Raw genomic sequence first — 26,581 nt, forward strand, 5'->3', positions numbered from 1 at the left:
AAATATGTAATAGAAGAAATACTATTTGTTTTATTCCTAGGCTCTGTTTATTATTAGGAAGATTATTTAGTTTACCTTGATGGAAAATATCATGTCTGAATTAACAAAAACTCTATTAAATATCCGCAGCCTTCGTGCGTTCTCACGTGAATTAACTCTTGAGCAACTTGAAGAAGCGCTAGACAAGCTGACTATTGTTGTACAAGAGCGTCAAGAGTCTGAAGCTGAAGAGCGTGCTGCTAAAGCAGAGCAAGAAGCTAAGCTTTCTGCTATTGCTGAACAAATTGCAAAAGACGGAATTGATGTTGCCGATCTTATTGCTGCACTTTCTGGTGAAGCAAAATCTAAAACAACAAAAGCTAAACGCGCTCCTCGCCCAGCGAAATACAAATACGTAGACGCAAACGGCGACGAGAAGACTTGGACAGGTCAAGGCCGTACGCCTTCAGCTATCCAAGAACAGCTAGATGCTGGTAAATCTCTAGAAGAGTTTGCTATCTAAACATTTAGTTTACTTAGTGAGTAATCAATTACACGCTAAGCGATAGAATTAATATTTAAGTCGACCAAAGTATTATTTACGACTTCAATATATTCAGAAACAAAAAAGGCTCCTTTCGGAGCCTTTTTTATATTTGTACTATCAGTATTAGAAACCAACTGATACTGATAGTACTACTGATTAAAGAAAGTAACTTATCTTTCCCAGTACGCTTCTTCTAGGCTATCTTCTCTTTCAGGAAGGCCACGAGATAAACGTGGAGAGTGTTGAACCAACACTTCATAGCTAGCACGGTTAGAATATTTACAAACTTGTGAGAACGAAGAGTACGTCAAGAATGAATGTTGGTGTTTACTTGAGTTTGGCACGTTTTCTTTGTGGTACTTATTAGCAGCCATATCATGTAATAAAGCTGATAACGCAGCATCACCTGCACCATTGGTATTTTTGATCTTTTCTGGTCCACCCATGTATGGCGCAATGTGCGAATACACTTTAGTTGGGTTTTCACATAAATCTTTATGCGCAGGACGGCTAAATTCAAAACGGTTGAATTCCGCAATTGAACCTGGAAGTAAAGGCAGTGACGTTTCACGCTTAGCTGCATCTTCTGTATAACCAGCCATAAATAGGCCAACAGGTCCCGCAGTACATAGAACAAGGTCTACCCAGTCTAGCGCTTTATCTGATGCAGCCAGTGGATCGCTTTCACCCGTTAACGCTTCAGCTTCGTCTTCATTCATTGCAACAACCGTTACGTGTTGCTCAAGGAAATCTTTCCAGAATTCTGGATCATCTTGAATAACGAACTTAGTACCTAGTGTAAGAACGACTGGCACATCGTATTTCTTCGCGTATTCGATCGCTTTCATTGTTGCTTCAGGCATCGGGTCGCCTGGCTTACAGCGAACTAAATAAGCCGTTAAAACTAAAGCAGAAGCACTTTTGAAGATTTTTTCAGGAATGCTTTCTGGTTTTAATTGGTTCATTTGTCCTTCGCTAATTGCGAAAGTACGTTCACCGTCTTCTGTAATTAATGCAAAGCAGCGACCAATTGCGCCATCTACCCCTTGTAAATGGTTCAGATCCATTCTGCTTGATGTATTACATAAATAGCGATAACCGTAACTACCAATCTTAATATCTTGGCTCATTACACCTAACAGTGTAGAACGGTCATCCGCTAGCACTGAATAGTTGTGTAATGTGTTACCAATTGTGCCACCAGCGTATTCATTGGTAATCAGGCACTGCTCTTTTAATTCTTGATACAAAGATTCAGCGGCTGCGTCGCCAATAACCAGTGAATGTCCCTTGCTCAAACCATACTTCTCAATAAGTTCAGAACTCACCTTTGCTTCAATATCCACCAATGTTTGGTCAATACCGATAATATGAGTGCGTGACATTCTTTTACTGCTTTGAGCTTGGCTCACTAGAGGATCACGAGCGTGAACCGGAAAGTAGTGCTTTGATTTACGTTGTCCAGGGAATTTCATAAGGCTAGTCTAAGTCAAGGGGAAATAGGTGGCGGATTCTACCGCGCTATATTTAACGCGGCAATCTTTCAAACTATAGCAAACGTTTGCTGAAGGTTTTTTTTATTCGCCTTCCATAAAGCTTAAATCAGGCAGCATGCCCAAATGCTCCGCGTAACGTTTTTGATTAAACTCCGCGCCGTTTTTCATAACGTCAAATACTTCAATTGCCAGTGCACATGCCATAGCCGCAATTGCTTCTTCACGTGGAGTGCCTGTCATCATTAAACGCATCAACGTCTCTTTCACTTTCACTGGTTCGCCATCTTCAAGCTGGTTCTCGATGATCTCAATCAGCTCTTCTTCTTGCATAAATTCATTTTGTTCAGACATTTTTTTATCTCAGGTCTTGGATTTCGAGCGACTATGCCACATATACTTCTGACATCCTAGCGACTCACCTCGCTCTCATGCGATTCTCTAACAAAGTCAGCGCACTATTTGTGCAAATGAAACTGTGATTCCGGTCTCGGATCTGTCACGGCGTTTCTCTTTCTGTTAGAATCTGCGACCAAGTAATAGTAACGGTGTTTAGACATGTCAGATATCAGCTCTGGAAACAGCGAAAAGAAAGTAATTGTCGGTATGTCCGGCGGTGTAGATTCGTCAGTATCGGCGTATCTTCTTCAGCAACAAGGCTATCAGGTAGAAGGCCTTTTCATGAAAAACTGGGAAGAAGACGATAACGAAGAATACTGCACGGCAGCTGAAGATCTTGCTGATGCTCAAGCGGTATGTGACAAACTAGGTATCCACCTTCACACTATCAACTTTGCTGCAGAATACTGGGACAACGTATTCGAATACTTCCTTGAAGAGTACAAAGCAGGTCGTACACCTAACCCAGATATTCTTTGTAACAAAGAAATCAAATTTAAAGCATTCTTAGAGTTTGCGGATGAAGTGCTAGACGCAGACTACATTGCGATGGGTCACTACGTTCGTCGTACTTTCCCAACTCAAGAAGAGCTTGATGCTGGCGTAAAACCAGAAATGCTACGCGGTCTAGACAGCAACAAAGACCAAAGTTATTTCCTATACACGCTAAGCTCAGATCAAGTGGCACGCAGCCTATTCCCTGTCGGTGAATTAGAGAAGCCAGAAGTGCGACGTATTGCTGAAGAGCAAGACTTGATCACAGCTAAGAAGAAAGATTCAACAGGCATCTGCTTTATCGGTGAGCGCAAGTTCACTGAGTTCCTAGGCAAATACCTACCAGCACAACCGGGTAACATCGAAACACCTGAAGGCCAAGTGATTGGTCAACACCAAGGTTTGATGTACCACACGCTAGGTCAGCGTAAAGGCCTTCATATTGGCGGCACTAAAGGTGGTGGCGGTAACGAAGAACCATGGTTTGTTGGTGAAAAAGACCTTAAGCGTAATGTACTTATCGCAGTACAAGGTAAAGACCACCCTCTTCTGAAATCAGAAGGCTTGATCGCATCTCAACTTCATTGGGTAAATCGCACACCAATTACTGAAGTTATGACATGCACGGTAAAAACACGTTACCGTCAAACAGATATTCCTTGTACAATCATCCCAATTGATGATGAGAACATTAAGGTTATTTTTGATGAGCCACAAATCGCAGTGACCCCAGGTCAATCTGCAGTGTTCTACCAAGGCGAAGTATGTCTTGGTGGTGGTATCATCGAAAAGCGCATCTAATCAATCAAACGACAAACGATAGAAGACAACTAGGAGTTACTACGTGGCTAATACACTTTATGACCGTACTATTGCTTTCGCCGGAATTTGCCAAGCTGTGGCTTTGGTTCAACAAGTAGCGAAAGACGGCCATTGTGATAAAGATGCCTTTGAAGCTTCACTCAGTGCCATTTTAAATACCAACCCATCGAATACCGTGGGCGTATTTGGACGTGAAGCGAACCTAAAGCTTGGCCTTGAGTGCTTAGTAAAAGGTATCGATAGTACTCCAGCAGGTAGCGATATCACGCGTTACATCATCAGCTTGATGGCGCTTGAGCGTAAGCTGTCTTCTCGCAACGACTCTATGTCTCAGCTTGGTGACCGCATTCAAACTGCAGAGCGCCAAACTGAACACTTTGATCTGTTTGACGAGCAAATGATCAGCAACCTTGCAAGTATCTACCTTGATGTCGTCAGCCCTATCGGCCCTCGCATTCAGGTTTCTGGTACTCCGTCTGTACTTCAGCAGACATCGAGCCAACATAAGGTTCGCGCACTGCTTCTATCAGGGATTCGAAGCGCTGTGTTATGGCGTCAAGTTGGCGGTAAACGTCGCCACCTTATCTTCGGTCGTAAGAAGATGATCGAGCAGGCTCAAATCCTACTAGCTCGAATGTAGTTTATTAGCTCGCGCCTCGTCGCGAGCTTGTTTTTTGTATCAACACAACTCTCACGCAAACGATTGCGCAATGTGCGTGACAATTGAGATTGTTACTGGTATAAACCTCTCAAAATTTAGAAAACTCAATTCAGGAGAACACCATGGAACTGTCAGCATTGACTGCTGTTTCACCAGTAGACGGCCGTTACGGAAGTAAGACTATTGCATTACGCAGCATCTTTAGTGAGTTTGGACTACTAAAGTACCGCTCTATCGTTGAAATTCGTTGGTTACAAAAGCTTGCAGCAACTGATGCAATCAAAGAAGTACCAGCGTTCAGTGCAGAAGCTAACCAGTTTCTTGATGAACTAGCCGCTAACTTCAGCGAAGAAGATGCTCTACGTATCAAAGAGATCGAGCGCACGACTAACCACGACGTTAAAGCGGTTGAGTACTTCTTGAAAGAGAAAGTTGCGGGCGTTCCTGAGCTTCACGCAGTTAACGAATTCATTCACTTTGCATGTACTTCTGAAGACATCAACAACACCTCTCACGCGCTTATGCTTAAAGAAGCTCGTGACACAGTGATTCTTCCAGAAATTCGTAACGTAATCGATGCTATCAAAGCACTTGCGAACGAGTACCGTGATATTCCTCTTCTTTCTCGTACACACGGTCAGCCAGCTTCTCCTTCGACTATGGGTAAAGAGATGGCGAACGTTGCGTACCGTATGGAACGTCAATTCAAGCAAATCGAAAGCGTTGAGATCCTAGCGAAAATCAACGGCGCTGTAGGTAACTACAACGCTCACCTTTCTGCATACCCTGAAGTTGAATGGCACCAATTCAGCGAAGAGTTCATCACTGAATCTCTTGGCGTAACTTGGAACCCGTACACAACTCAAATCGAACCTCACGATTACATCGCTGAGCTATTCGACGCTGTTGCTCGTTTCAATACAATTCTTCTAGACTTCGACCGTGACGTTTGGGGCTACATCGCTCTTGGTCACTTCAAGCAGAAGACTATTGCTGGCGAAATCGGTTCTTCGACAATGCCGCATAAAGTTAACCCAATTGACTTCGAAAACTCTGAAGGCAACCTTGGTCTAGCGAACGCAGTATTCAGCCACCTTGCACAAAAACTTCCAGTTTCTCGCTGGCAGCGTGACCTTACTGACTCTACGGTTCTTCGTAACCTAGGTGTGGGTGTTGGCTACGCAATCATTGCATACACTTCGACTCTGAAAGGTATTAGCAAGCTTGAAGTTAACCGCGCTGCGCTACTTGCTGAACTAGACAAGAACTGGGAAGTATTGGCTGAACCAGTACAAACAGTAATGCGTCGTTACGGCATCGAAAAACCATACGAGAAGCTAAAAGAGCTAACTCGTGGTAAACGTGTAGATGGCGAAGGCATGCGTGCATTCATCGATGGTCTTGAGATCCCTGAAGACGAGAAAGTTCGCCTGAAAGAGATGACTCCAGCAAACTACATCGGTCAAGCAATCGAGCTAACTGACAAGCTGTAATATTCGAATTTCGAATCACAGAATAGACTAAGGCTTCCCATGTGGAAGCCTTTTTGTTGAGCGGAACAAAGTGTATTGAGCACAAGAGACGTCAGCAAAATAATACAAAGCAACCCAGTATCATTACCCTACTCATCTCAATCCGTGCGATATCAACCAATCAATATCGTAATGCTTCATCACCAGTAACCCTCTATCGCCAGACACCTATTCCTCGAATACTTACTGTCTTAGATGCCAAGATCAAAAAAGACCTCCCGAAGGAAGCCTTTCAAATGTATCTTATCGATTAGCGACTGAAGAATACGTAGCGATTACATGTTACGTAGAGAAGCAATACGCTTGTCTAGCGGCGGGTGGCTCATTAGAAGCTCTGTTAGAGACTTCTTACCGTTGATACCAAATGCCATCATAGAACCTTCTAGTTGTGGCTCATGGCTCACCTTTAGGCGCTCTAGCGCTGCAATCATCTTCTCTTTACCTACTAGGTTCGCTGCACCTGCATCGGCATGGAATTCACGATGACGGCTGTACCACATCGTAATGAAGCTTGCTAAGAAACCAAATACCAATTCCAACACCATAGACACACCGAAGTACACCATCATGTTGCTGCCACCCTCTTCTTCGTTGTCATTCGACGCAACAATGTTGGCGATGAAACGAGATAGGAAGATAACGAACGTGTTCACTACACCTTGCATTAACGTCATGGTCACCATATCACCGTTCGCGATGTGGCTCACTTCATGCGCTAATACTGCTTCAGCTTCATCACGCGTCATGTTGTGCAGCAGGCCTGTTGATACTGCTACCAATGAATCGTCACGCTTAGCACCTGTCGCGAATGCGTTGATGTCTGGCGAGTCGTAGATCGCCACTGTTGGCATACCAATACCAACTTGTTGAGATTGACGGCTTACCGTCTCCATCAACCAATGTTCTGTTTCGTTACGTGGGCTTTCAATGACCATGCCGCCTACCGAGCGTAGCGCCATTTTCTTCGACATCATTAATGAAATGAATGAGCCGCCAAAACCAAATACCGCAGCCATCACCAATAAACCTGAGAGGCTACCGGGTTGCATACCTGTAACTGCGTATACAACATTAAGAACAACACTTAGTACCAATACAACCGCTAGGTTAGTTGCAAGGAACAACATTACTCGCTTCATTACTTATCTCCGCATGAAAGCTGTTTTTATAAAACTTATTGTTATAGACAAGGCAGACAGCAATAGATTCCAACCTTGAAGACTTATACTTACTTATACATATAGTCTTAGATTAAGAAAACAAGGTTAAGCATTAAATTGCAACATTTGATTACGAGACCATATCCGAATTAAATCCACTCTATTAGACCTAAGTCGTATGGTGTCGATATAACAATCCGTTTACAGTGACTTCAGATGATTTATTGGCTAGTCCATGTACAAAAAGGAAAGGATCATGGTTGAAGGTACTAACACTCAAATGGCTATCGATTTACTGTGCTGTCACCTAGGGATTACTGAAGAAGAAGCGAAAAAGCAGGTTGGAATCCTAACACCGCAAACGGCACAGACAAAAATCACAGAAACTCAGCAAGCTTTAATGGGACTGACTAAAGAACATTAGTTCTAAGCTTGTTTATTAAAAGACCGGTTGTTTATCAACTCAAGGTCTAAAGGCTTAAAATAGCAAAAGGGCTGCAATCGCAGCCCTTTTCTTATTTAGTACATAACGTGGTAATTAAAGCGCAAGCAAAGGCTGCACATCAATGTACTTACCAATGTTTTTAGACTTCGCTTTTGGGACGTAAGGGATTTCACCTAACTTAGGTGCACCTAACTTATCTTCAAGCATCGCAATAATATCTGCGTAGTGCTCAGTACCTGGATTGATACGGTTTGCGACCCAACCTACTAGGTTTAGGCCATCAGCACGAATCGCTTCTGCCGTTAATAGAGCGTGACTCAAACAACCAAGTTTAATACCCACAGTCAGTACCACTGGCAGTTGCTCTTTTTTAACCCAGCTAGAAAGATATTCATCGTCTGAAACCGGGACTCGCCAACCACCAGCACCTTCAACTAACACGATGTCAGAGTTTTTCTTATGCTCTTTTAGCTTCGCTGATAATACCGCCTCATCAATTACAACACCATCATGCTTAGCAGCGATGTGAGGCGATGATGGTAGCAACAACGCGTATGGATTGACGTCTTCGTAAGCAATATCTTGCGTCGCCGCTTCTTGAAGATGCAGTGCATCACTATTACGTAGTCCTTCAGGGGATTTTTCACTCCCTGCAGCAACTGGCTTGTAACCAATTGTTGATAAATCTTGTGCGGCCAAAGCTTGAAGAATCGCTTTTGAAACCACAGTTTTTCCCACTTCGGTATCCGTACCTGCAATGAATAATGCATCAATCATAATTGAATAACCCCTAAACAAACTTGATATGTTGCTGGTAAGAAACCTTGATGGTTCTTAAACTCTCGATATTCCCGATCAACAAGCTGCAACATGCGACGACTTGTTAAACCTTGTGAGCGACCACTTACGTGATTAGCGCCGATACCTTTAAGGTCGCGCATCAGTTCAAACGCAGTGTCGTACCAAACGGTGATGGTGGGCAAGTCTAGTTGATGAACGGTACAGCTAGATTGCGCTAACGCAATTTTTACCTTATTGATTGTAATAAAATGGTTAACGTGTTGATGTGCGTCAATTTTGGACCACGACTTTTTCAGTTCAAACAGCGACCCATCAAGCAAAGTTGAGAAAATAACACGCCCACCAGCCGCTGTAACACGCTTCATCTCTCTCAAAGGCGACGACAAATCGTCACACCATTGCAACGCAAGGCTAGAGAAAACGATGTCAAAGCACCCATCTTCAAACGGCAATTGTTCGGCATCGGCTTGTTGATATAAAGATACAGATGCACCACACCGCTTCTCTGCTGTTGCTAGCATTCCAACAGAAAGATCAGCGCAAACCACTTCGGCGCCTCGTTTTACAAGTTGCTCGGAGAAATAGCCAGTACCACAACCTAGATCCAGCACCTTAAAGCCTGACAGATCGCTGGGTAATTTATCCAGTAATCGGTGGCCAACATCGCGTTGAAATTCAGCGTGTTTGTCATAGGTTGTTGCCGCTTTACCAAAGGCTTCGGCAATCGCACTCTTATCTTGGCCAACGTAATTATGCACTACTGCTTCTTGTGACATTTACTGAGCCTCTTTATTTGATTCAAAGCTTGGATGGATACCCTGTTCAGTGCTTAAGTCGATGTTTCGTTCAATGGCTTGATGCAACGACCTGGTTAACTGGAGAATCTGTTTTGGGCTATGGTTAGCTGTTAACGTGATTCGTAATCGAGCAGTTCCAGCAGGTATGGCTGGCGGCCTTATTGCGGTCACCCAAACTTGGTTTTGCTTTAACTCTTCAGCTATTGATAATGCCGCTTGTGCTTCACCTATCACAAATGGCTTAATCGGAGTCTGAGTATCCACAAAGCCTTTCAAGCCGCTCACCTGCTCTGCATAGAGAGACCCTAACTCAGTCAGCTTTTCTCGGCGCCACTCTTGAGTTTGAGTCATCTTACAAGCATGAGATAAAGCCACCGCTTGTGAAGGTGGCATCGCCGTCGAGTACACATGATGACGAGCAAACTGAGTTAAGTAATCACCCACTTCTGACGAACAAAGAATCGCAGCACCAGAAACGCCAAATGCTTTGCCAAAGGTCACCACCAAAATATCGGGGGAGATTTGTGCTGCACTGCAACTCCCAGCTCCTTTATCACCTAATACGCCGATACCGTGGGCATCATCAACCGCCAACCAACTGTCGTATTGATGAGTCAGGTTAGATATCTGGCTGAGAGGCGCTTGATCGCCGTCCATGCTGAATACGCCCTCAGTGACGACCAAGGATTGTAGAGATCGGCTTAATAGAGACTCTAGATGCTGCGTGTCGTTGTGTTTAAAGCGTTTCATGGTTGCATGAGAAAGCATCCCTGCTTCCATCAAAGAGGCGTGATTAAGCTTGTCTTGCAGCAGAGAGTCGTCTTTTTCGAGCAGAGAAAACAACAAGGCTTGGTTCGCACTGAAACCAGAACTAAAGAGAATCGCACGTTCAAAGCCCAACCATTCACACAGCTGAGCTTCTAAATTTCTATGAGCAGGACTAAAACCCGTGACCAATGGCGATGCCGCACTGCCAGCACCATAAAGGGAAAGCCCAGCTTGCCACGCCTCCACCAATTCAGGGTCGTTCGCCAAGCCTAGGTAATCATTACTCGAAAAATTAATAAAGCGAGAACCTTCGCAATTAAGCAAAGGACCATTACTGTTTTCGAGCACTTTAAGTTGACGAGTTAGCCCCTGCTCACGGCGTTGAACAAGGGCATCTTTGATACGGGATTTAAACAGTGGCATCGTAGAACATGTCATCTTTCGTTGGACGAGCAGCAAGGCGCTCCACTACTTGATCTAACAGTTCGTTTTCTTGAATTTCATCAGGCTTCTGAGCCACTTGTTGGCTGTTGATGCCTAACTTCTTAAACAGCTGCATGTCCGTGTCTTCATCTGGGTTTGGCGTAGTCAGTAGCTTACAACCGTAGAAGATAGAGTTCGCGCCAGCCATGAAGCACATCGCCTGCATCTGTTCATTCATATTCTCGCGACCTGCAGATAGACGAACCGCTGACATTGGCATCATGATACGAGCAATCGCAATCAACTTAATGAAGTCAAAAGATTCAACATCATCGACGTTTTCCATCGGTGTGCCTTTCACTTTCACGAGCATGTTGATTGGCACACTTTCAGGGTGTACTGGAAGGTTCGCCAGCTCTACAAGAAGACCTGCTCGGTCATTGGTGCTTTCGCCCATACCGATGATGCCACCAGAACAGATCTTCATTCCGGCATCACGCACGTGAGACAACGTGTCTAAACGATCTTGGTAAGTACGAGTGGTAATAATGCTGCCGTAAAATTCTGGAGACGTATCAAGGTTATGGTTGTAGTAGTCCAAACCTGCGTCGGCTAGCTCGCCTGCTTGATCCGGCGTTAACATGCCCAATGTCATACAGGTTTCTAGACCCATGCCTTTCACACCTTTGATCATATCAGTTAGGTGAGGCATATCGCGCTCTTTCGGGTTTTTCCATGCCGCGCCCATACAGAAGCGAGTTGAGCCCGCATTCTTGGCTTTTTGCGCCGCATCCAAAACACGCTCAACTTCCATTAAGCGTTCTTTGTCGACATCCGTTCGGTAGTGAGCACTTTGAGGACAATACTTACAGTCTTCAGGACAAGCACCTGTCTTTATCGATAAAAGCGTACTCACTTGCACGTGGTTGTGCTCTTGGTACTGTCTATGAACGACTTGAGCTTCAAACATTAAATCCATAAACGGTTTTTCAAGCAGCGCTGTTACTTCAGCAACTGTCCAGTCATGACGAACTTCCACGTGTCGATCCTTTTTTTATTTTTTTGATGTTACAACTCTGTGTCTAGAGTTTGCATTTATGCTTGGCTAGTCTACCGACAAGCTTTAGACTGTCAACACATTGATAATATCAAAAGTTTACATCTGGTTATTTTTTGATCACACCAAGAATGGAAGTTACTATGGATCTCGCCTTTGATCGCCAGCATATCTGGCATCCCTACACATCAACGTTAACACCTCTGACCTGCTACCCGGTCACCAATGCAGACGGTGTTTACTTAGAATTAGAAGGCGGAATACGAATTATTGATGGCATGTCATCTTGGTGGTCAACCATCCACGGCTACAATCATCCAGAGCTAAACGCTGCAGCTCATAGTCAAATCGATAAGGTTTCACACGTTATGTTTGGTGGCATCACCCACCAGCCCGCTATCGATCTATGTAAGAAGCTTTTGAATCTCGCGCCAAGTAATCTTGAGCATGTATTTTTGGCCGATTCAGGTTCAGTTGCCGTAGAGGTTAGCCTCAAGATGGCATTGCAATATTGGCACGCTAAAGGACAACCTCGTTCAAAGTTCCTCACACTAAGAGATGGCTACCACGGTGATACCTTTGCGGCGATGTCAGTGACCGACCCTGACAATTCGATGCACAGCCTCTACAAAGGCTTTTTGCCGGAACATATTTTCGCTGATTCGCCAAAAACAGGCTTTTGGGATGAGTGGAACTCAAGTGACATCGATAGTTTTAAAGAAAAGCTGGCAGCACACCATCAAGAAGTCGCAGCGGTGATCTTAGAGCCAATCGTTCAAGGGGCTGGTGGCATGCGCATCTACCACCCTGAGTTCCTAAAACAAGTTCGCTTACTGTGTGATGAATTCAACGTATTGCTGATCTTGGATGAGATTGCGACCGGGTTTGGCCGTACAGGGAAACTATTCGCTTGTGAGCATGCCGATGTTCAACCGGACATCTTATGCGTAGGCAAGGCTTTAACTGGTGGTTATATGACATTGTCAGCGACGCTGGCGAGTAAAGAAGTTGCTGACACGGTATGTGGCGGTGAAGCGGGCTGCTTTATGCATGGGCCAACCTTTATGGGCAACCCATTGGCTTGCGCAGTCGGTGCGGCAAGTTTATCCATCATCGAGCAAGGCCATTGGAAAAATCAGACTCAACAGATTGAACAGCTCTTTTCTGAGTTGTTACCACCGTTGCGAGAGCATGAACTGGTTAAAGACGTGCGTTGGTTAGGCGCTATTGGCGTCGTTGAAACTCACACACCCGTCGATATGGAAGCCATTCAAGCTCACTTTGTAGAGCAAGGCGTTTGGATCCGTCCGTTTGGTAAGCTAATTTATATGATGCCTCCGTTTATTATCAAACCACAACATATTGAGCAATTGGTCGCTGCTATCGACACTGCATTACAAAATACTCATTGCTTTAAATAAGGCGTTTATTGCTCTAAACAAGAGCGACGATTATTTCTATATATCTTCATTAATAAATCATTTAATTAAACTAAAAGGCCTTACATAAAAGTAAGGCCTTAACTGCTTGAAGGTAACCGTCAGTTTAACGTAATTGGCTATCTTTACTTGCTCGACGGTTAAACAATGAATGTCGATGTGCGTCATGCTCTAATATTGACTGACATTCTATACACAAACGAACGCCTTTGATCGCGCGTCGTCTTTGTTCCGGAATCTCATCACCACACTCATCACAATAACGCAAACCCTCACCACCTCGAAGGTTTCCTCTTACACGAGAGATCTCATCATCAATGGTATTTTGTATTTGCTGGCTGACACTATCGTCACCAGCCCATCCTACGGCCATAAGCCCTCCTCAGTATTTGAACGAGAAAATCTATACCTACCGCGGTAAGAGCATATTATAGCCACATTTAAGGATTGTAATAATTATCAAAATCAATAAAACACTATTACACATAGGTAACAAAAATTATTTATTTCTCGCCACTGCACTATTCTATAGGCAATAAAAAACCCAGCCTGTTGGCTGGGTTTTATAAGTAACCTAATGCTTAATCAATCTAATTAACCGATGTGCGTTACGCCGCCCATGTATGGTTGAAGTACTTCTGGGATAGCAATACGGCCATCTGCTTCTTGGTTGTTCTCAAGGATAGCAACCATAGTACGACCAACAGCAAGACCAGAACCGTTTAGTGTGTGTACAAGTTCAGGTTTTTTCTCGCCTTTACGACGGAAACGAGCTTGCATACGACGCGCTTGGAAATCCCACATGTTTGAACAAGAAGAAATCTCACGGTAAGTCTCTTGTGCTGGAACCCATACTTCTAAGTCGTAAGTTTTCGCAGAACCGAAGCCCATGTCACCTGTACATAGAATCACTTTACGGTAAGGAAGCTCTAGAAGTTGAAGTACTTTCTCAGCGTGGCCAGTTAGCTCTTCAAGCGCTGCCATTGAGTCTTCTGGCTTAGTGATTTGTACTAATTCAACTTTGTCGAATTGGTGCATACGGATAAGACCACGAGTGTCACGACCGTAAGAACCCGCTTCAGAACGGAAACACGGCGTGTGAGCTGTCATCTTAAGTGGCAGTTCAGCTTCATCAGTGATCGTGTCACGAACCATGTTCGTTACCGGTACTTCCGCAGTAGGGATAAGCGATAGAGTCTTAAGAGGTACGTCACTTACTTGCTCAGTTAGCGGGCTTGTGTGGAACAAGTCTTCGCCGAACTTAGGAAGTTGACCAGTACCGTAAAGGCTATCGTGGTTCACTAGATACGGTACGTACATTTCTGTGTAGCCGTGCTCATCAGTGTGAAGGTCCAGCATGAACTGAGCAATAGCACGGTGTAGACGTGCAAATTTGCCTTTCATCACGATGAAACGAGAACCCGAGATTTTAACTGCGCTAGCAAAATCAAGACCGCCAGACATTTCGCCAAGATCGACGTGATCTTTCACTTCAAAGTCGTAAGTCTTAGGTTGACCCCAACGAGAAACTTCTACGTTATCGTCTTCATCTTTACCATCTGGCACTTCTGCATCAGGTAGGTTAGGAATAGACATTGTGATCGTTTCTAGCTCAGATTGAAGATCAGCCAATGCTACTTTAGCTTGGTCTAGTTCTGCGCCTAAGTTGCCTACTTCTGCAAGGATACGCTCAGCTTCTTCATGGTCGCCTTTTGCTTTCGCTTGACCAATGGACTTCGATCGAGAGTTACGTAACGCTTGTAGCTCTTCAGTTTTCATCTGAAGGGACTTACGTTTTTCTTCAAGTTCACGAATTGTCTCTACATCAAGGGTGAAGCCTCGACGTGCTAATTTTGCCGCTGTTTCATCCAGCTCAGCTCGAAGTAATTTAGAATCCAGCATTGCTAATCCTATGCTTTAGTTATTTGAATATTCAGTAGCTTGCTACTGAATCACTGCTAAACCCCTAAAACTGGTGTTATTTCGACCAATTTATAACGATTTAATTGAAATTTTATGACTAGGTAACGATATCCAAAAAAGACTACTTTTCATAGCGTTTTTGTGGGCTTTTTGCGTCCAAATCCGCCAGATAATCTAGCTTCTCGCCAATTTTGGTCTCTAAGCCTCGTTTTGTTGGGAAATAGTATTGCTTCTCTCCCATTTCAGGAGGCAGATACTTTTCACCAGCGGCGTAGGCTCCTGGTTCGTCATGAGCATAACGGTATTCTTGCCCGTAGCCCATGTCCTTCATCAAAGTTGTCGGTGCATTTCGCAAATGATGCGGCACTTCATATTCAGGAAGATTGTGAGCATCTGTTAACGCTTGCTTCCAAGCGGTGTAAACGGCGTTACTCTTTGGTGCACATGCAAGATAAACAACCGCCTGCGCAATCGCACGCTCCCCTTCGGCTGGGCCAATGCGAGTGAAGCAATCCCACGCCGACATCGCAACCTGCATGGCACGAGGGTCAGCGTTGCCAATATCTTCAGAAGCAATCGCCAGCAAGCGTCTAACGATATACAAAGGATCACAACCCGCAGCAATCATTCGTGCTGACCAGTACAAGGCCGCATCAGGGTTTGAGCCACGAATTGACTTATGAACCGCGGAGATTAGGTCGTACCAAATATCACCCTTGTTATCGAAACGAGCGACTTTCTCACCAGCCACTTCAGCCAACAACTGCAAGGTTATCGCTTTCTCGCCTTTATCGTTGTCTTCTGCCATGTCATACAGCAGTTCAAGGTAGTTAAGCGACATACGCGCGTCGCCGTTAACCAGTTCTGCAAGGCGATCTAAAACATTATCAGCAAAATCAACAGGCACATCACCTAACCCACGTTGCTTATCTTCAATCGCTTGGCGAATGACAAGAGAAATATCATCTGTGTTCAGGGACGTCAGTTTGTAGACACGCGCACGTGACAACAAAGCGTTGTTCAGTTCAAAAGATGGGTTTTCTGTCGTCGCACCAATAAAGGTCACGGTGCCATCTTCGATATGAGGCAGAAAAGCATCTTGCTGACTTTTGTTAAAGCGATGGACTTCGTCCACAAACAGGATGGTTCTGCGCCCTGCTTGCTTGTTCTCGCGCGCTTTTTCAATTGCAATACGAATGTCTTTTACGCCCGAGGTTACCGCCGATACACGTTCCACTTCAGCATTCGCATAGTTTGCTGCAACTTCGGCTAACGTCGTTTTACCGGTGCCCGGAGGCCCCCACAAAATCATCGAGTGGATATGGCCCGCTTCCAACGCTCTGCGAAGTGGTTTACCTGGGCCTAATATATGCTGCTGACCGATGTACTGTTCGACAGTTTCCGGTCTCATACGAGCAGCAAGGGGACGAAAATCTTCGTCCCCCGCAAAATCTAAGCTGTAATTACTCAATTGCAATCTCTTGATTCGTTGATGGCATTAATGCCTATCGACGTACTACCAAACGATCTGCTTGTTTAGATCAGTTTCTTTGGTCGTCGACCTCGACACCTTCCGGTGCCACAAAAGTAAAGCGGTCTGCTGCAGGTTTACCCAAATCAACATTGCTAAAGGTAAACTCACCTTTTTGACCGTCTTGTTCAATCACATTAAAGCCCTGAACAATGCCCTTTTCGGTGATATTAATCTGGAAGTCACCCTGATTAGAATCGACAGCAGTTGGCGTTAGCGTGAATTGGTTACCCGTTTGCGCCACATTATAATTATCCCAATCACTTTCTTGGTTACGTGTAAGCAGGACAAAAGGTGTCTGTGATGTCGCTTGCTCTTGCCAATAAATGCTCACTTGCTCAATGAACGGGCTGTAGTACCACAAGCTTTGGCCATCAGATACCAACAAGTTTTCATCAGGGAACGTGGTCTCCCAGCGGAACAGGCTTGGGCGTGCAATCTCTACCGTGCCCTCACCTTCCATAACAACATCACCATCAGGGCTGGTCACGACTTGTTTAAAGTCAGCGCTGAAGCCTGCGTTTAATGCCAAGCGGCTACTCAACTCTTCTTTCGGAGAAGCAAACACTGAGAAGCTCATAAATAAAAGTGCGAATACTTTTTTCATCAATAATCCTGTTAGAACATAAGTCGGTCATATTTTCGATTTGACCGACTGAATAGTTATGAGTTCCTACCGGAACTAATCTTTTGGTGGCGCTGGTGCTAAGACTTCTCGGTTACCGTTATGACCTGGAGCACTTACGATACCTTGAGCTTCAAGTTGCTCGACAATACGTGCAGCACGGTTGTAGCCAATCTTGAATCGACGCTGTACACCTGAAACTGAGCCACGACGTGAATGAACAACGTGTTCTACCACCTGATCAAACAGAGGATCGACCTCTTCATCACCTTCCATCTTCTCACCCGGAAGCAAGGTTTCTGGAGTTTGTTCGCCGTTGGTGATTTCATCAATATAGTTTGGCTTACCACGCGCTTTCCAGTTATTCACGACTGCGTGTACATCGTCATCAGATGCAAAGGCACCGTGAACACGAGTTGTATGGCTAGAACCAGGAGGCAAGTAAAGCATATCACCCATACCCAATAGTGATTCCGCACCACCTTGATCAAGGATAGTTCGTGAATCCGTTTTGGTTGATACCGTAAAGGCAACACGGGTTGGAATGTTCGCTTTGATAAGACCAGTAATAACATCCACTGATGGACGTTGCGTCGCTAGGATCAAGTGAACACCCGCCGCACGTGCTTTTTGTGCCAAACGTGCAATCAGTTCTTCAACCTTCTTACCAACCACCATGATTAGGTCGGCAAATTCATCAACGATAACCACAATGTAAGGCAGCTTCTCAAGCAATGGCGCTTCTGGGTCCATGCTGTCGCCCGGCTTCCACAGTGGATCGTGAATTGGGTGACCCGCTTCCGCTGCCATCTTAAGCTTATCGTTGTAACCTTTAATGTTACGAACGCCTAATGCTGACATCAGCTTATAACGTCGTTCCATCTCGCCAACACACCAACGAAGGGCGTTCGACGCATCTTTCATGTCGGTTACCACTTCAGACAATAGATGAGGAATACCCTCATAAACCGATAGCTCAAGCATTTTCGGGTCGATCATGATGAATCGAACATCTTCCGGTGATGCTTTGTAAAGCATACTCAGAATCATTACGTTCACACCTACCGACTTACCAGAACCGGTTGTACCCGCAACCAGAACGTGAGGCATTTTCGATAGGTCAGCAATAACGGCTTCACCTGCGATATCTTGTCCTAGGACCACTGTTGTTGGCGATTTTGCTTCTTGGAACTGAGGGCTAGCAACCACATCTGAGAAGAATACCGTTTGGCGGCTCATGTTAGGCAGTTCTAAGCCAACATAAGGCTTACCCGGAATCACTTCTACGACACGTACTGCCAATGCAGAGAGTGAACGCGCTAAGTCCATAGAAAGACCAGAAATACGGCTTACTTTCACACCTGGAGCCAGATCAAGTTCGAATCGAGTGATTACTGGACCTGGGAAAATGTCGACAACGTCTGCTTTGATCTTGTAGTCCGCTAGCTTAGATTCAACAAGACGAGCAATTGCCTCTAGCGCATCACGGTCAATAAAGGTTTCACGCTTTTCAGGGTGGAATAACAATTCAAGCGTGGGTAATGGCTCAGCAGGCTTAGGTAAATTAACATCTTGTTGAACCAAGAACGGATTCTGCGCCGCTGCCATATTCGCTTGGGCTTCAGAAACAATGCTTTGGAATGCGGCGACATCTTGATCTTGATGCGCAGATTCTTCTTCCGTTACTTCTTCCCAAGGAAGATCAACTGCTGGCTCTAGGCTTTGTGCTGTTGGCTGTTCAGGCTCTGAATGTTCTTCTTGATAAGAGAAAGGTTCAAACTGTTCTTCGGTTAATGCTGCGCCAGCTAACTCAGCTTCAGCCTGCTCAGATTCAAGACCTGCACCCTGTTGGTAGCTTTGCTCTTCCGTCACATCAAACGGTGAAGGTTGTGCAGAGAAATCGTCTTCCACTGTTGCTTCTGACTCGCCCATAGGTGAAGCGTATAAAGATTCAAGTTGAACATCTTCAGCACCAAATTCGCCATTTACTTGTGGTGAGCTATCTAATTCTGGTTCAGCACTTTCAAGGTCAGCATGAGCAGGGCTAACTTCTGGTTGTTCGTTCTGCATGTATTGTTGATAAGCAACCTGAGAATCATGCGCGTCGACCTGATCTTGTTCCGCTAGGTCATCTTCATACATGGCCGCATTTTCTAGCTGCTCTATCGTTGCATTCAACTGTTTAGAGCGCTCAATACCTTCTTCTAACGGTTCTTCTGGCGCTTGGTAAACAGGTGCTGCAGGGATCGGTTGCTCTAACTCAATTACCGTTTGAGGCTGAACCTGAGGTTCTTCATGAACAGGAGCATCTTGCTTCGCTGGAGCTTCGACTGGCATATGAATGTTGTAATGACGCTTCGGCGATGCAGCATTGTCTCGCGCATTTGTCGCCACGTCTGACGAATCATTGGTCGCAGAAAAACTCATCGCTGGATCTAGCGGGTCATGCTCTGTTGATTCTTTGTTGTCTTCTATAGCAGGAACATCGCGGTAAGTTGGCTCTTGATGCTGGTGATGACGTTCTTCGATTAAATCGCGGTCTGCTGATTCTCTTAATTGAGGCTCAAGCAGCTCTTGGTCTTGGCCTCGAGCCTTATTAACAGCAGACGTGAAGAATTTGATGGCACATTCACCCAACCATTCCACAATGCTTAACCAAGAAATACCGGTCAATAGAGTAAAGCCAGCACCCCATAAGAAAAGAAGAACCAGCGTACTACCAAGAACATTCAACGTTGGAAGAGCAAGGCTTGTTAAGACGTCGCCCACTACGCCACCGGATGAAAAGTACCAGATGTCGTCAAAGTTGATATCCGCAAGACCACAGCTCGTAAGAATTAGGACAGTCAGGCCAAGTAAGCGAGTGCCCCACAGCATGAAGTCGATCTGCTCGTCTTCATTACGTTTGCGGAATAATACCCACGCAGCAACCGTCACTAAAATAGGCAAAGGGTAAGCCAAAGAACCGAATACGAAGAAAAGCGTATCCGCCAACCAAGCACCTAGGTAGCCACCCGCATTTTGAATGTCACCACCCCACGCCGTTTGTGACCATGATGGGTCTGCAGGACTAAAAGTTAATAACGCAACGGCAAGTAGAATAGAGAAGAGAACACCGAGAATCAGACTGCACTCTTTGAGACGTTGAGAACCACTCAAACGAGGAGACTGAGGCTCTTCACTCGTTTTAATGATTGTTTCTACTTTATTACTGCTCTGCTTGAACATAAACCAACTTAATAATTAAACGGGATAAAAACATCTCGAGCGGCCAAAGCCGCTCGTTTCAATGAAACTACTGTTGATTTAACCATATCAAACAGAAAAACCCAATTCCAGAAAGCAAGAAAGCGGAACAAATGTCCGCTTTCTTTCATTTCACCAATTGTGACTAACGAGTTTTAATCACAAGTTGATTGGTTTGTTTCACTTCTTCCATTACTACGTAAGTTCGAGTGTCGTTTACGCCCGGTAGACGAAGTAACGTATCACCCAGTAGCTTACGGTAAGCACCCATATCAGATACACGTGTTTTTAGAAGATAGTCAAAATCACCCGACACTAAATGACACTCTTGGATGTCATCCAGTTTCTGCACAGCGGTGTTGAATTGTTCGAACACATCTGGCGCACCACGGTTCAACGTAATTTCAACAAACACTAAAAGTGAAGCATCAAGGTACTGTGGGTTCAACAACGCTGTATACCCAGTAATGTAACCTTGACGTTCTAAACGACGAACACGTTCAAGACATGGAGTTGGAGAAAGTCCTACTCGTTTTGAGAGTTCAACGTTTGAGATACGACCGTCTTTTTGCAACTCATTAAGAATGTTGCGGTCAATACGATCTAGTTCCTTGGACGGCTTCTTATAATTGTCTGCCATTTTTTATTCCACCTTATTACTTCCTTGCAAAAAAATATACTACAACTTTTTAATATTCAGTATCAAATTTTATCTGAACCTATCTATACTAGATATTAATTCGACAGAATTACCCTACACATAGATAAAACAACCAAAATAAAATGAGGAGTCAGGATGATCATTGGCGTACCTAAGGAAATCAAGAACCACGAATACCGCGTTGGTATGACCCCAGCTAGCGTGAGAGAACTAATCTCACACGGCCACCAAGTTTTTGTAGAAACCAATGCCGGTACTGGTATCGGTTTTTCAGACGATGATTACATCGCTGTAGGCGCATCCATTCTTCCTACTGCTGCTGACGTTTTCGCGAAAGCAGAGATGATTGTAAAGGTTAAAGAACCTCAAGCTGTCGAGCGAGCTATGCTTCGCGAAGGGCAAATATTATTTACCTATTTACACCTTGCACCAGATTTTCCACAAACTGAAGAGCTTATCAAGAGCAAAGCTGTCTGCGTAGCCTATGAGACTGTAACAGATAATATGGGTCGCTTGCCACTATTAGCACCAATGTCTGAAGTAGCTGGTCGCATGTCTATTCAAGCAGGTGCACAAACATTAGAGAAATCTAACGGTGGTTGTGGTCTTCTTCTTGGTGGCGTTCCAGGTGTTGAACCAGCAAAAGTTGTTGTTGTTGGTGGCGGTGTTGTCGGTGCTAACGCAGCACGTATGGCTGTAGGCCTTCGCGCTGATGTTACAATTCTTGACCGTAACGTAGATACACTGCGTCGTCTTGATGAAGAATTCCAAGGTCGCGCAAAAGTGGTTTATTCTACTGAAGACGCCATTGAGAAGCATGTTCTAGAAGCAGACCTAGTGATTGGTGCAGTACTAATCCCTGGTGCAGCAGCGCCAAAACTGGTTACAAAAGAGCACATCGCTAAGATGAAGCCAGGTTCAGCAGTTGTTGACGTTGCAATCGACCAAGGCGGTTGTTTCGAGACTTCTCACGCAACCACTCACGCAGACCCAACTTACATTGTTGATGACGTAGTTCACTACTGTGTTGCAAACATGCCTGGCGCTGTTGCTCGCACTTCAACTTACGCACTAAACAATGCAACACTTCCTTACATTGTTAAGCTAGCGAACAAAGGCTACCGCGAAGCACTTCTATCTGATGAAGGCTTCCTAGAAGGTCTAAACGTTATTCACGGTAAAGTAACTTGTAAAGAAGTTGCAGAGAGCTTTGACCTTGAATACGTAGACCCAGCAGAAGCAATCGCAATGTTTAACTAATGATGTAATGACTAACTGAACGCAATAATATTCTCGTTGAAGCGTTCAGTTAACCCATACACATTAAACAAAAAGCCAGTACGACATAATGTCGCGCTGGCTTTTTTGCATTACTGGATTTAGGGCAAAAAACACGAATAGACTGTTTACCACTAGCGCTCAATTTTAACCCCATGAATCAATAGATTTCTTGGCGTAATAGTGCGTTCACAGAACTCTTCAATCGTAGCTTCATAACCTTGCTCTTGCAGATAGATAGCGCGATCTAAAGCCAGCCATATCTCTAATGGTCGTCTAAAGACTTGTTGAACCAAACTCAGCTTTTCCATTTCCCAGAAAAGCGTTTCGCCTTGAACAAAATAAGAGTCAAAATCAATCTCTGAAACCAGCGATAGCTCTTTCACTTCAGATGCCCAGCGGCAGAAAGATTCAAAACCCTCAGCTAACTCTGATTTTTTGATGCTCGGTACAGGAATGTATTGGTCAATGTTAAGTTCAGCCTTAAGTAACTGGCTGAAGCCTAGACGATAGCTCATCTCTAGTTGGCGATGTCTTTTTACTCTTTCACCACCAGTGACGGTTTCTTGAAGCGGAATTCTTAAGTCGCTCTTACTTAACGTTAATGCTGAGCTTTTCGCGACAGAAGACATCGCTTGATACGCTTCGTCTCGAATAAGATGATAACAACAAGGGGAAATAGTGACCGCGGGTAGTCCATGTGAGACTGACTTTTTAACTAGCTCAACATGAAGATCGCCACAAGCATGAAGGGCTACGGCATGTTGGTTTGAGTTAAACACGTCATCAGCACTTTCAGAAAACGCATCGCCTTGAACAAAGTTCATCGCTAATTTCTGGTCATCAGCAATCTTTTGTCCGCTTTCGCATAACGATTGCTGCCATTCAAAGCTAGTGACTTTTTGATCCGATTGCTGAGATAGGATTCGACCAAGAAAGCCTTTCCCAGAACACCACTCGAGCCACTCTTTGCCATGGTGATGCTCTAATACAGCCTCGCCCATTGCGACAATTTGATTCAGCTTTCGGCCGGGGATACCATCAGCAGTACCACGTGGGAGGTCTAAACCAACCAAAGCAGTGTTATCGAACTGGATGTTTTGGGTAGCAGCATCTAATTCAGGGAGGAAGTGACTTAGTTTCTCAACCAAAAGCAGAGGCTGCTCTTTTAAAATTTGAATGCTTTCATTATCTAAGCTTTGTAACCAATCAACGAGTGGACGATTGACCTCTTTCCACGGCTGCTGTTGAGTTTGGCATAGGTGAAAAGGCTCTGAACGCCAGTAAATCTGGTGCTCTAGCAAAAATGAATCGAGTATTTTAAATCGTGAATGCATGCTTCCCCCTATGATGCGTGGATTGTAGGGGTAAGAGGTCGAAATGGAAAGGATCGATAAAGAAAACGAAAGCTAAAAGCCCAAAAGAAAAACGGCCTGCAAATACAGGCCGAATAAGAATCAAAATTTACACGATGAGATTAACGAACTGGCAGTTCGATATCTTTAAACATCTCTTCGATCTCTTCGTTCGATTTCAAAGAAATAGCTTGCTCAACCACAGGGCGAGTTAAGTGCGGTGCAAAACGCTCCATGAAATCAAACATGTAAGAACGCAAGAAGGTGCCTTTTCTAAAACCAATGCTGGTTGTGCTCGCACCAAATAGATGGCTCGCATCAATCGCAACCAAATCAGTATCTTGCTCGTGGTCAATAGCCATACTTGCAATTACACCAACACCAATGCCCATACGAACGTAGGTTTTGATTACGTCTGCATCGGTCGCAGTAAACACAACACGCGGTGTTAAACCTACTTTGTTAAACGCGGTATCAAGCTCAGAACGGCCAGTGAAACCAAATACATAAGTCACGAGAGAGTAAGCCGCAAGATCTTCGATCGTGATATTACGCTTCTGTGCCAGGGGATGATCTTTGGTCACGACGATCGAACGGTTCCAGTGGTAACAAGGCAGCATAATCGCATCTTGGTAAAGGTGTAGCGCTTCCGTTGCAATCGCAAAATTCGCTGTACCTTTAGCGACGGCTTCTGACATTTGGCTTGGCGTACCTTGGTGCATGTGAAGCGATACTTTAGGGTAACGCGCCGTGAAACCTTTAATCACATCAGGCAGTGCATAACGAGCTTGAGTATGAGTCGTTGAAATATTCAATGTACCCATCTCTGGATGAGTGTGCTCACCCGCTACCGCTTTAATACTTTCAACGCGTGCCAAAATCTCTTGAGAGATACGAATGATATCCTCACCCGCTTGGGTAACCTGCGTTAGATGCTTGCCGCTACGCTCAAAAATCTGAATACCTAGTTCGTCTTCAAGTAATCTAACTTGCTTACTAATGCCAGGCTGAGATGTGTACAAACTCTCTGCTGTAGCTGAAACATTTAGGTTATGGTTTACAACCTCAACAATGTACTTCAGTTGCTGTAACTTCATATCTAACCTCGTAATCCTTTACTCATTTCTGTGCTAACTTATTTGCAAAGAGAGCGTTATAGTCGCGTGTAATATAATTAATAGTTATAACGCTTCGAACACAAAAATGACAGAAAAATTGAGTTTTTCTAGCTTAACAAACAAAAATATCACTAACGCTTTGCAACCCAACCCTCATTCTCATACATTAGTTGGTAAGTTTTGATTGCCGATTTCGCTCAACAAGAGATAATCAGAAATTGCAATTTACGAGTGCCGATACACAATGGAATCGTGTATCCTCTCCAGTTAGCTATAGAAAATAATAAGCAGACTCAAATATATGAATATTGGTTTAATAATCGTCTTAGTAGCCGTTCTTTTGGTGTTAGTTTTAGGCTACAACATCATGCTTCAATATAAAGTTAAGGTAGAAACAGCGAAGAAACAGGAAGCTTCTCGTTATCTAACCATTATTGACGGTACAGAAGAACTGATTGGCAACGCTCATCACATGCCGTTTAGCCAAGATCTTCTTGTATGCTTAAACAATCGAATTCTTGATGCATTAGAAAACATGTATCAACTCGATCCAAAAAATAAGCAGCTTGCCCAACGCATTGAAAGCGTAAAACAACAAATCACTCAGCTAAAAGAGAACTACAAAGGTGGCGAGAGTACCGCTTTCCGCGTACCAAGTAGTGACAAGCAAGCGATCATGATGCTTAAGTTAGTTAAACGCCTGCGTGATACGGTGCGCAACGAGCACAATAAAGGCCGTTTCGAGACTCAAGCTTATGTGGTTGAAAATGCTCGCCTAGAAACAATTCAAATCCGTATTAACATTGAAAATGTTATCAAACGTGCAAACGATTCGATTTCTCGCGGACAACCGGGAACAGCGATTCAGCTATTACGCAAAGGTATTGATGCTTTGGCGACTAAGAACGACTCGTACTCTAATCAAGCCAAAGAAAAGCTTCAACAGATGCTTAACGAGCTTGACCAGAAACGCCAAGACAAAAACGCTCAAGATTTGCAGCAGATGGAATCTAAAGAACGAGAAGACGATATGGATGCCCTCTTCGGTCAGAAGAAGAAATGGTAACAGTCTAACTCAACACTTAAAGGCCGCCTTATTTACATTAAATAGGCGGCCTTTTTTGTAGCTGTTGAATTTCCTTTCTCTGTATAGGGAGATCTCTTGAGCTGTGATAAAATCCCCGCATTATCAACAAACTTTCCCTGACCATGTATCAAGAATTACTCGCTCCAATCCACTCTTTTCTTAAAGCCGAAACGCCAGATTCATGGATAGATGAAGCCAAAAAGCCAGAAAATCTTCACATCATTCTACGCGATCACATGCTGTGTGAACTTAAGGCGGCACAGAGTGCTTTATTCCTTATTCGCAAGTACGCCGTCGATAAAGAAAGCGCGAAGCAACTGAATGAATGGATTTTGCCATACGAGCAATTTGCTTACCGTCGTATCGGAGACTTAGAGTCTCTGCGTGGTAAAAGCAACGTATCCAAGCAAATCACAGCGAAAGAAGGCTGTAATTACGGTGCTGACCTAATCGATAAGATGGTTTTACTGATCAAAGAAGAGCTGCATCACTTCTACCAAGTCATGGAGTTGATGGAGAAGAAAGGCGTGACTTACCAGCCAATCGAGGCGGGTCGTTACGCTAAGGGCTTGATCAAACAAGTTAAGACTTACGAGCCTGATGCTCTGGTTGATAAGCTTATCATCGGTGCGTTTATTGAAGCTCGCTCTTGTGAGCGCTTCGCTAAATTGGCTCCTTTCTTGGAAGAAGACATGAAGAAGTTTTACGTGTCTCTACTTCGTTCAGAAGCTCGCCACTACCAAGATTACCTTGAGCTAGCAGAACAGATCGCAGGGAAAGATATTTCAGAGCGTATTTCACATTTTGCTCAAGTAGAAGCTGATCTTATCACTTCAGAAGACAGCGACTTCAAATTCCATAGTGGTGCTCCGGTTTAGGCTCCACACAGAACATTCAGTCCAGTTTAGACTAATCCAGACTAATCGAGTAGGAGGAGGC

General features: G+C 44.4%; 24 protein-coding genes. 9 read left to right on the forward strand and 15 right to left on the reverse strand.

What is annotated here, in order from left to right:
* Nucleotides 1–91 precede the first annotated feature (91 nt).
* Nucleotides 92–502, forward strand: coding sequence for an H-NS family nucleoid-associated regulatory protein (locus AB4507_RS20085; RefSeq protein ID WP_017060262.1), 411 nt, complete (start codon nt 92–94; stop codon nt 500–502).
* Between the two features lie 194 nt (nt 503–696).
* Here AB4507_RS20085 and AB4507_RS20090 read toward each other — a convergent pair whose 3' ends face one another.
* Together AB4507_RS20090 and AB4507_RS20095 are read right to left on the reverse strand one after the other, a co-directional pair.
* Complete coding sequence (locus tag AB4507_RS20090; protein ID WP_017060261.1) at nt 697–2,001, reverse strand: inosine/guanosine kinase; 1,305 nt, start codon at nt 1,999–2,001, stop codon at nt 697–699.
* A gap of 102 nt (nt 2,002–2,103) precedes the next feature.
* A complete protein-coding gene (locus AB4507_RS20095; RefSeq protein ID WP_010439986.1) occupies nt 2,104–2,373 on the reverse strand; it encodes a hypothetical protein in 270 nt (89 codons plus the stop codon).
* Between the two features lie 204 nt (nt 2,374–2,577).
* Here AB4507_RS20095 and mnmA point away from each other — a divergent pair, with 204 nt between their 5' ends.
* The 3 genes from mnmA (at nt 2,578) to purB (ending at nt 5,889) form a co-directional block, all read left to right on the forward strand.
* Nucleotides 2,578–3,714 (forward strand): tRNA 2-thiouridine(34) synthase MnmA, encoded by a 1,137-nt coding sequence (gene mnmA / locus AB4507_RS20100; protein ID WP_017060260.1) that lies wholly within the window; start codon nt 2,578–2,580, stop codon nt 3,712–3,714.
* Nucleotides 3,715–3,757: 43 nt separating this feature from the next.
* Nucleotides 3,758–4,375 carry a high frequency lysogenization protein HflD gene (gene hflD / locus AB4507_RS20105; RefSeq protein ID WP_017060259.1) on the forward strand — a complete coding sequence of 206 codons (618 nt, stop codon included), beginning with the start codon at nt 3,758–3,760 and terminating at the stop codon, nt 4,373–4,375.
* A gap of 143 nt (nt 4,376–4,518) precedes the next feature.
* Nucleotides 4,519–5,889 (forward strand): adenylosuccinate lyase, encoded by a 1,371-nt coding sequence (gene purB / locus AB4507_RS20110; protein ID WP_372103086.1) that lies wholly within the window; start codon nt 4,519–4,521, stop codon nt 5,887–5,889.
* Nucleotides 5,890–6,203: 314 nt separating this feature from the next.
* Here purB and htpX read toward each other — a convergent pair whose 3' ends face one another.
* A complete protein-coding gene (gene htpX / locus AB4507_RS20115) occupies nt 6,204–7,067 on the reverse strand; it encodes a protease HtpX (RefSeq protein WP_029235495.1) in 864 nt (287 codons plus the stop codon).
* A gap of 277 nt (nt 7,068–7,344) precedes the next feature.
* Between htpX and AB4507_RS20120 the strand changes: the two genes are divergently transcribed.
* Entirely contained in the window at nt 7,345–7,512 is a 168-nt protein-coding gene (locus AB4507_RS20120) for a hypothetical protein (RefSeq protein ID WP_017060256.1), read from the forward strand.
* Between the two features lie 114 nt (nt 7,513–7,626).
* Here AB4507_RS20120 and bioD read toward each other — a convergent pair whose 3' ends face one another.
* The 4 genes from bioD to bioB are packed head-to-tail and all read right to left on the reverse strand — an operon-like array spanning nt 7,627 to nt 11,361.
* On the reverse strand, nt 7,627–8,310 hold the full coding sequence (bioD, locus tag AB4507_RS20125) for a dethiobiotin synthase (RefSeq protein ID WP_372183202.1): 684 nt from the start codon (nt 8,308–8,310) through the stop codon (nt 7,627–7,629).
* A complete protein-coding gene (gene bioC, locus AB4507_RS20130) occupies nt 8,307–9,110 on the reverse strand; it encodes a malonyl-ACP O-methyltransferase BioC (protein ID WP_017060254.1) in 804 nt (267 codons plus the stop codon). Before bioC ends, bioD begins: the two co-directional genes overlap by 4 nt.
* Complete coding sequence (gene bioF, locus AB4507_RS20135) at nt 9,111–10,322, reverse strand: 8-amino-7-oxononanoate synthase (protein ID WP_372183211.1); 1,212 nt, start codon at nt 10,320–10,322, stop codon at nt 9,111–9,113.
* Nucleotides 10,309–11,361: a biotin synthase BioB gene (gene bioB, locus AB4507_RS20140; RefSeq protein WP_372183204.1), complete on the reverse strand. Its 1,053-nt coding sequence runs from the start codon at nt 11,359–11,361 to the stop codon at nt 10,309–10,311. Before bioB ends, bioF begins: the two co-directional genes overlap by 14 nt.
* A 161-nt stretch (nt 11,362–11,522) precedes the next feature.
* Here bioB and bioA point away from each other — a divergent pair, with 161 nt between their 5' ends.
* The gene (gene bioA, locus AB4507_RS20145; protein WP_372183206.1) at nt 11,523–12,800 is read left to right on the forward strand and encodes an adenosylmethionine--8-amino-7-oxononanoate transaminase; all 1,278 of its coding nucleotides are present in this window, start codon (nt 11,523–11,525) and stop codon (nt 12,798–12,800) included.
* Between the two features lie 124 nt (nt 12,801–12,924).
* Here the strand turns inward: bioA and AB4507_RS20150 are convergent, their stop codons facing one another.
* From AB4507_RS20150 to lrp, 6 genes are all read right to left on the reverse strand, one after another.
* The gene (locus AB4507_RS20150) at nt 12,925–13,191 is read right to left on the reverse strand and encodes a DksA/TraR family C4-type zinc finger protein (protein WP_017060251.1); all 267 of its coding nucleotides are present in this window, start codon (nt 13,189–13,191) and stop codon (nt 12,925–12,927) included.
* Between the two features lie 221 nt (nt 13,192–13,412).
* Complete coding sequence (serS, locus tag AB4507_RS20155) at nt 13,413–14,720, reverse strand: serine--tRNA ligase (RefSeq protein ID WP_017060250.1); 1,308 nt, start codon at nt 14,718–14,720, stop codon at nt 13,413–13,415.
* 142 nt (nt 14,721–14,862) lie between these two features.
* Nucleotides 14,863–16,218: a replication-associated recombination protein A gene (locus AB4507_RS20160; protein ID WP_017060249.1), complete on the reverse strand. Its 1,356-nt coding sequence runs from the start codon at nt 16,216–16,218 to the stop codon at nt 14,863–14,865.
* A gap of 64 nt (nt 16,219–16,282) precedes the next feature.
* Nucleotides 16,283–16,879: an outer membrane lipoprotein chaperone LolA gene (lolA, locus tag AB4507_RS20165; RefSeq protein WP_017060248.1), complete on the reverse strand. Its 597-nt coding sequence runs from the start codon at nt 16,877–16,879 to the stop codon at nt 16,283–16,285.
* Between the two features lie 75 nt (nt 16,880–16,954).
* Nucleotides 16,955–20,125, reverse strand: a complete 3,171-nt coding sequence (locus AB4507_RS20170; protein WP_372183208.1) for a DNA translocase FtsK 4TM domain-containing protein — start codon at nt 20,123–20,125, stop codon at nt 16,955–16,957.
* Nucleotides 20,126–20,288: 163 nt separating this feature from the next.
* On the reverse strand, nt 20,289–20,783 hold the full coding sequence (gene lrp / locus AB4507_RS20175) for a leucine-responsive transcriptional regulator Lrp (RefSeq protein WP_004734558.1): 495 nt from the start codon (nt 20,781–20,783) through the stop codon (nt 20,289–20,291).
* A gap of 156 nt (nt 20,784–20,939) precedes the next feature.
* On the opposite strand from lrp, the gene ald reads away from it, so the two are divergent.
* The gene (gene ald / locus AB4507_RS20180; protein WP_017060246.1) at nt 20,940–22,064 is read left to right on the forward strand and encodes an alanine dehydrogenase; all 1,125 of its coding nucleotides are present in this window, start codon (nt 20,940–20,942) and stop codon (nt 22,062–22,064) included.
* 152 nt (nt 22,065–22,216) lie between these two features.
* Here ald and AB4507_RS20185 read toward each other — a convergent pair whose 3' ends face one another.
* Both AB4507_RS20185 and cysB read right to left on the reverse strand, forming a co-directional pair.
* Nucleotides 22,217–23,419 carry a methyltransferase gene (locus AB4507_RS20185; RefSeq protein WP_372183210.1) on the reverse strand — a complete coding sequence of 401 codons (1,203 nt, stop codon included), beginning with the start codon at nt 23,417–23,419 and terminating at the stop codon, nt 22,217–22,219.
* A gap of 140 nt (nt 23,420–23,559) precedes the next feature.
* On the reverse strand, nt 23,560–24,534 hold the full coding sequence (gene cysB / locus AB4507_RS20190; protein WP_017060244.1) for an HTH-type transcriptional regulator CysB: 975 nt from the start codon (nt 24,532–24,534) through the stop codon (nt 23,560–23,562).
* A 322-nt stretch (nt 24,535–24,856) separates the two neighbouring features.
* Here cysB and AB4507_RS20195 point away from each other — a divergent pair, with 322 nt between their 5' ends.
* Together AB4507_RS20195 and miaE are read left to right on the forward strand one after the other, a co-directional pair.
* Complete coding sequence (locus AB4507_RS20195; protein WP_017060243.1) at nt 24,857–25,621, forward strand: hypothetical protein; 765 nt, start codon at nt 24,857–24,859, stop codon at nt 25,619–25,621.
* 143 nt (nt 25,622–25,764) lie between these two features.
* Nucleotides 25,765–26,520 (forward strand): tRNA isopentenyl-2-thiomethyl-A-37 hydroxylase MiaE, encoded by a 756-nt coding sequence (gene miaE / locus AB4507_RS20200; protein ID WP_102393839.1) that lies wholly within the window; start codon nt 25,765–25,767, stop codon nt 26,518–26,520.
* Nucleotides 26,521–26,581: the final 61 nt, after the last annotated feature.

Source organism: Vibrio sp. 10N.222.54.A3 (assembly GCF_041474095.1).
Classification (GTDB): domain Bacteria; phylum Pseudomonadota; class Gammaproteobacteria; order Enterobacterales; family Vibrionaceae; genus Vibrio; species Vibrio crassostreae_C.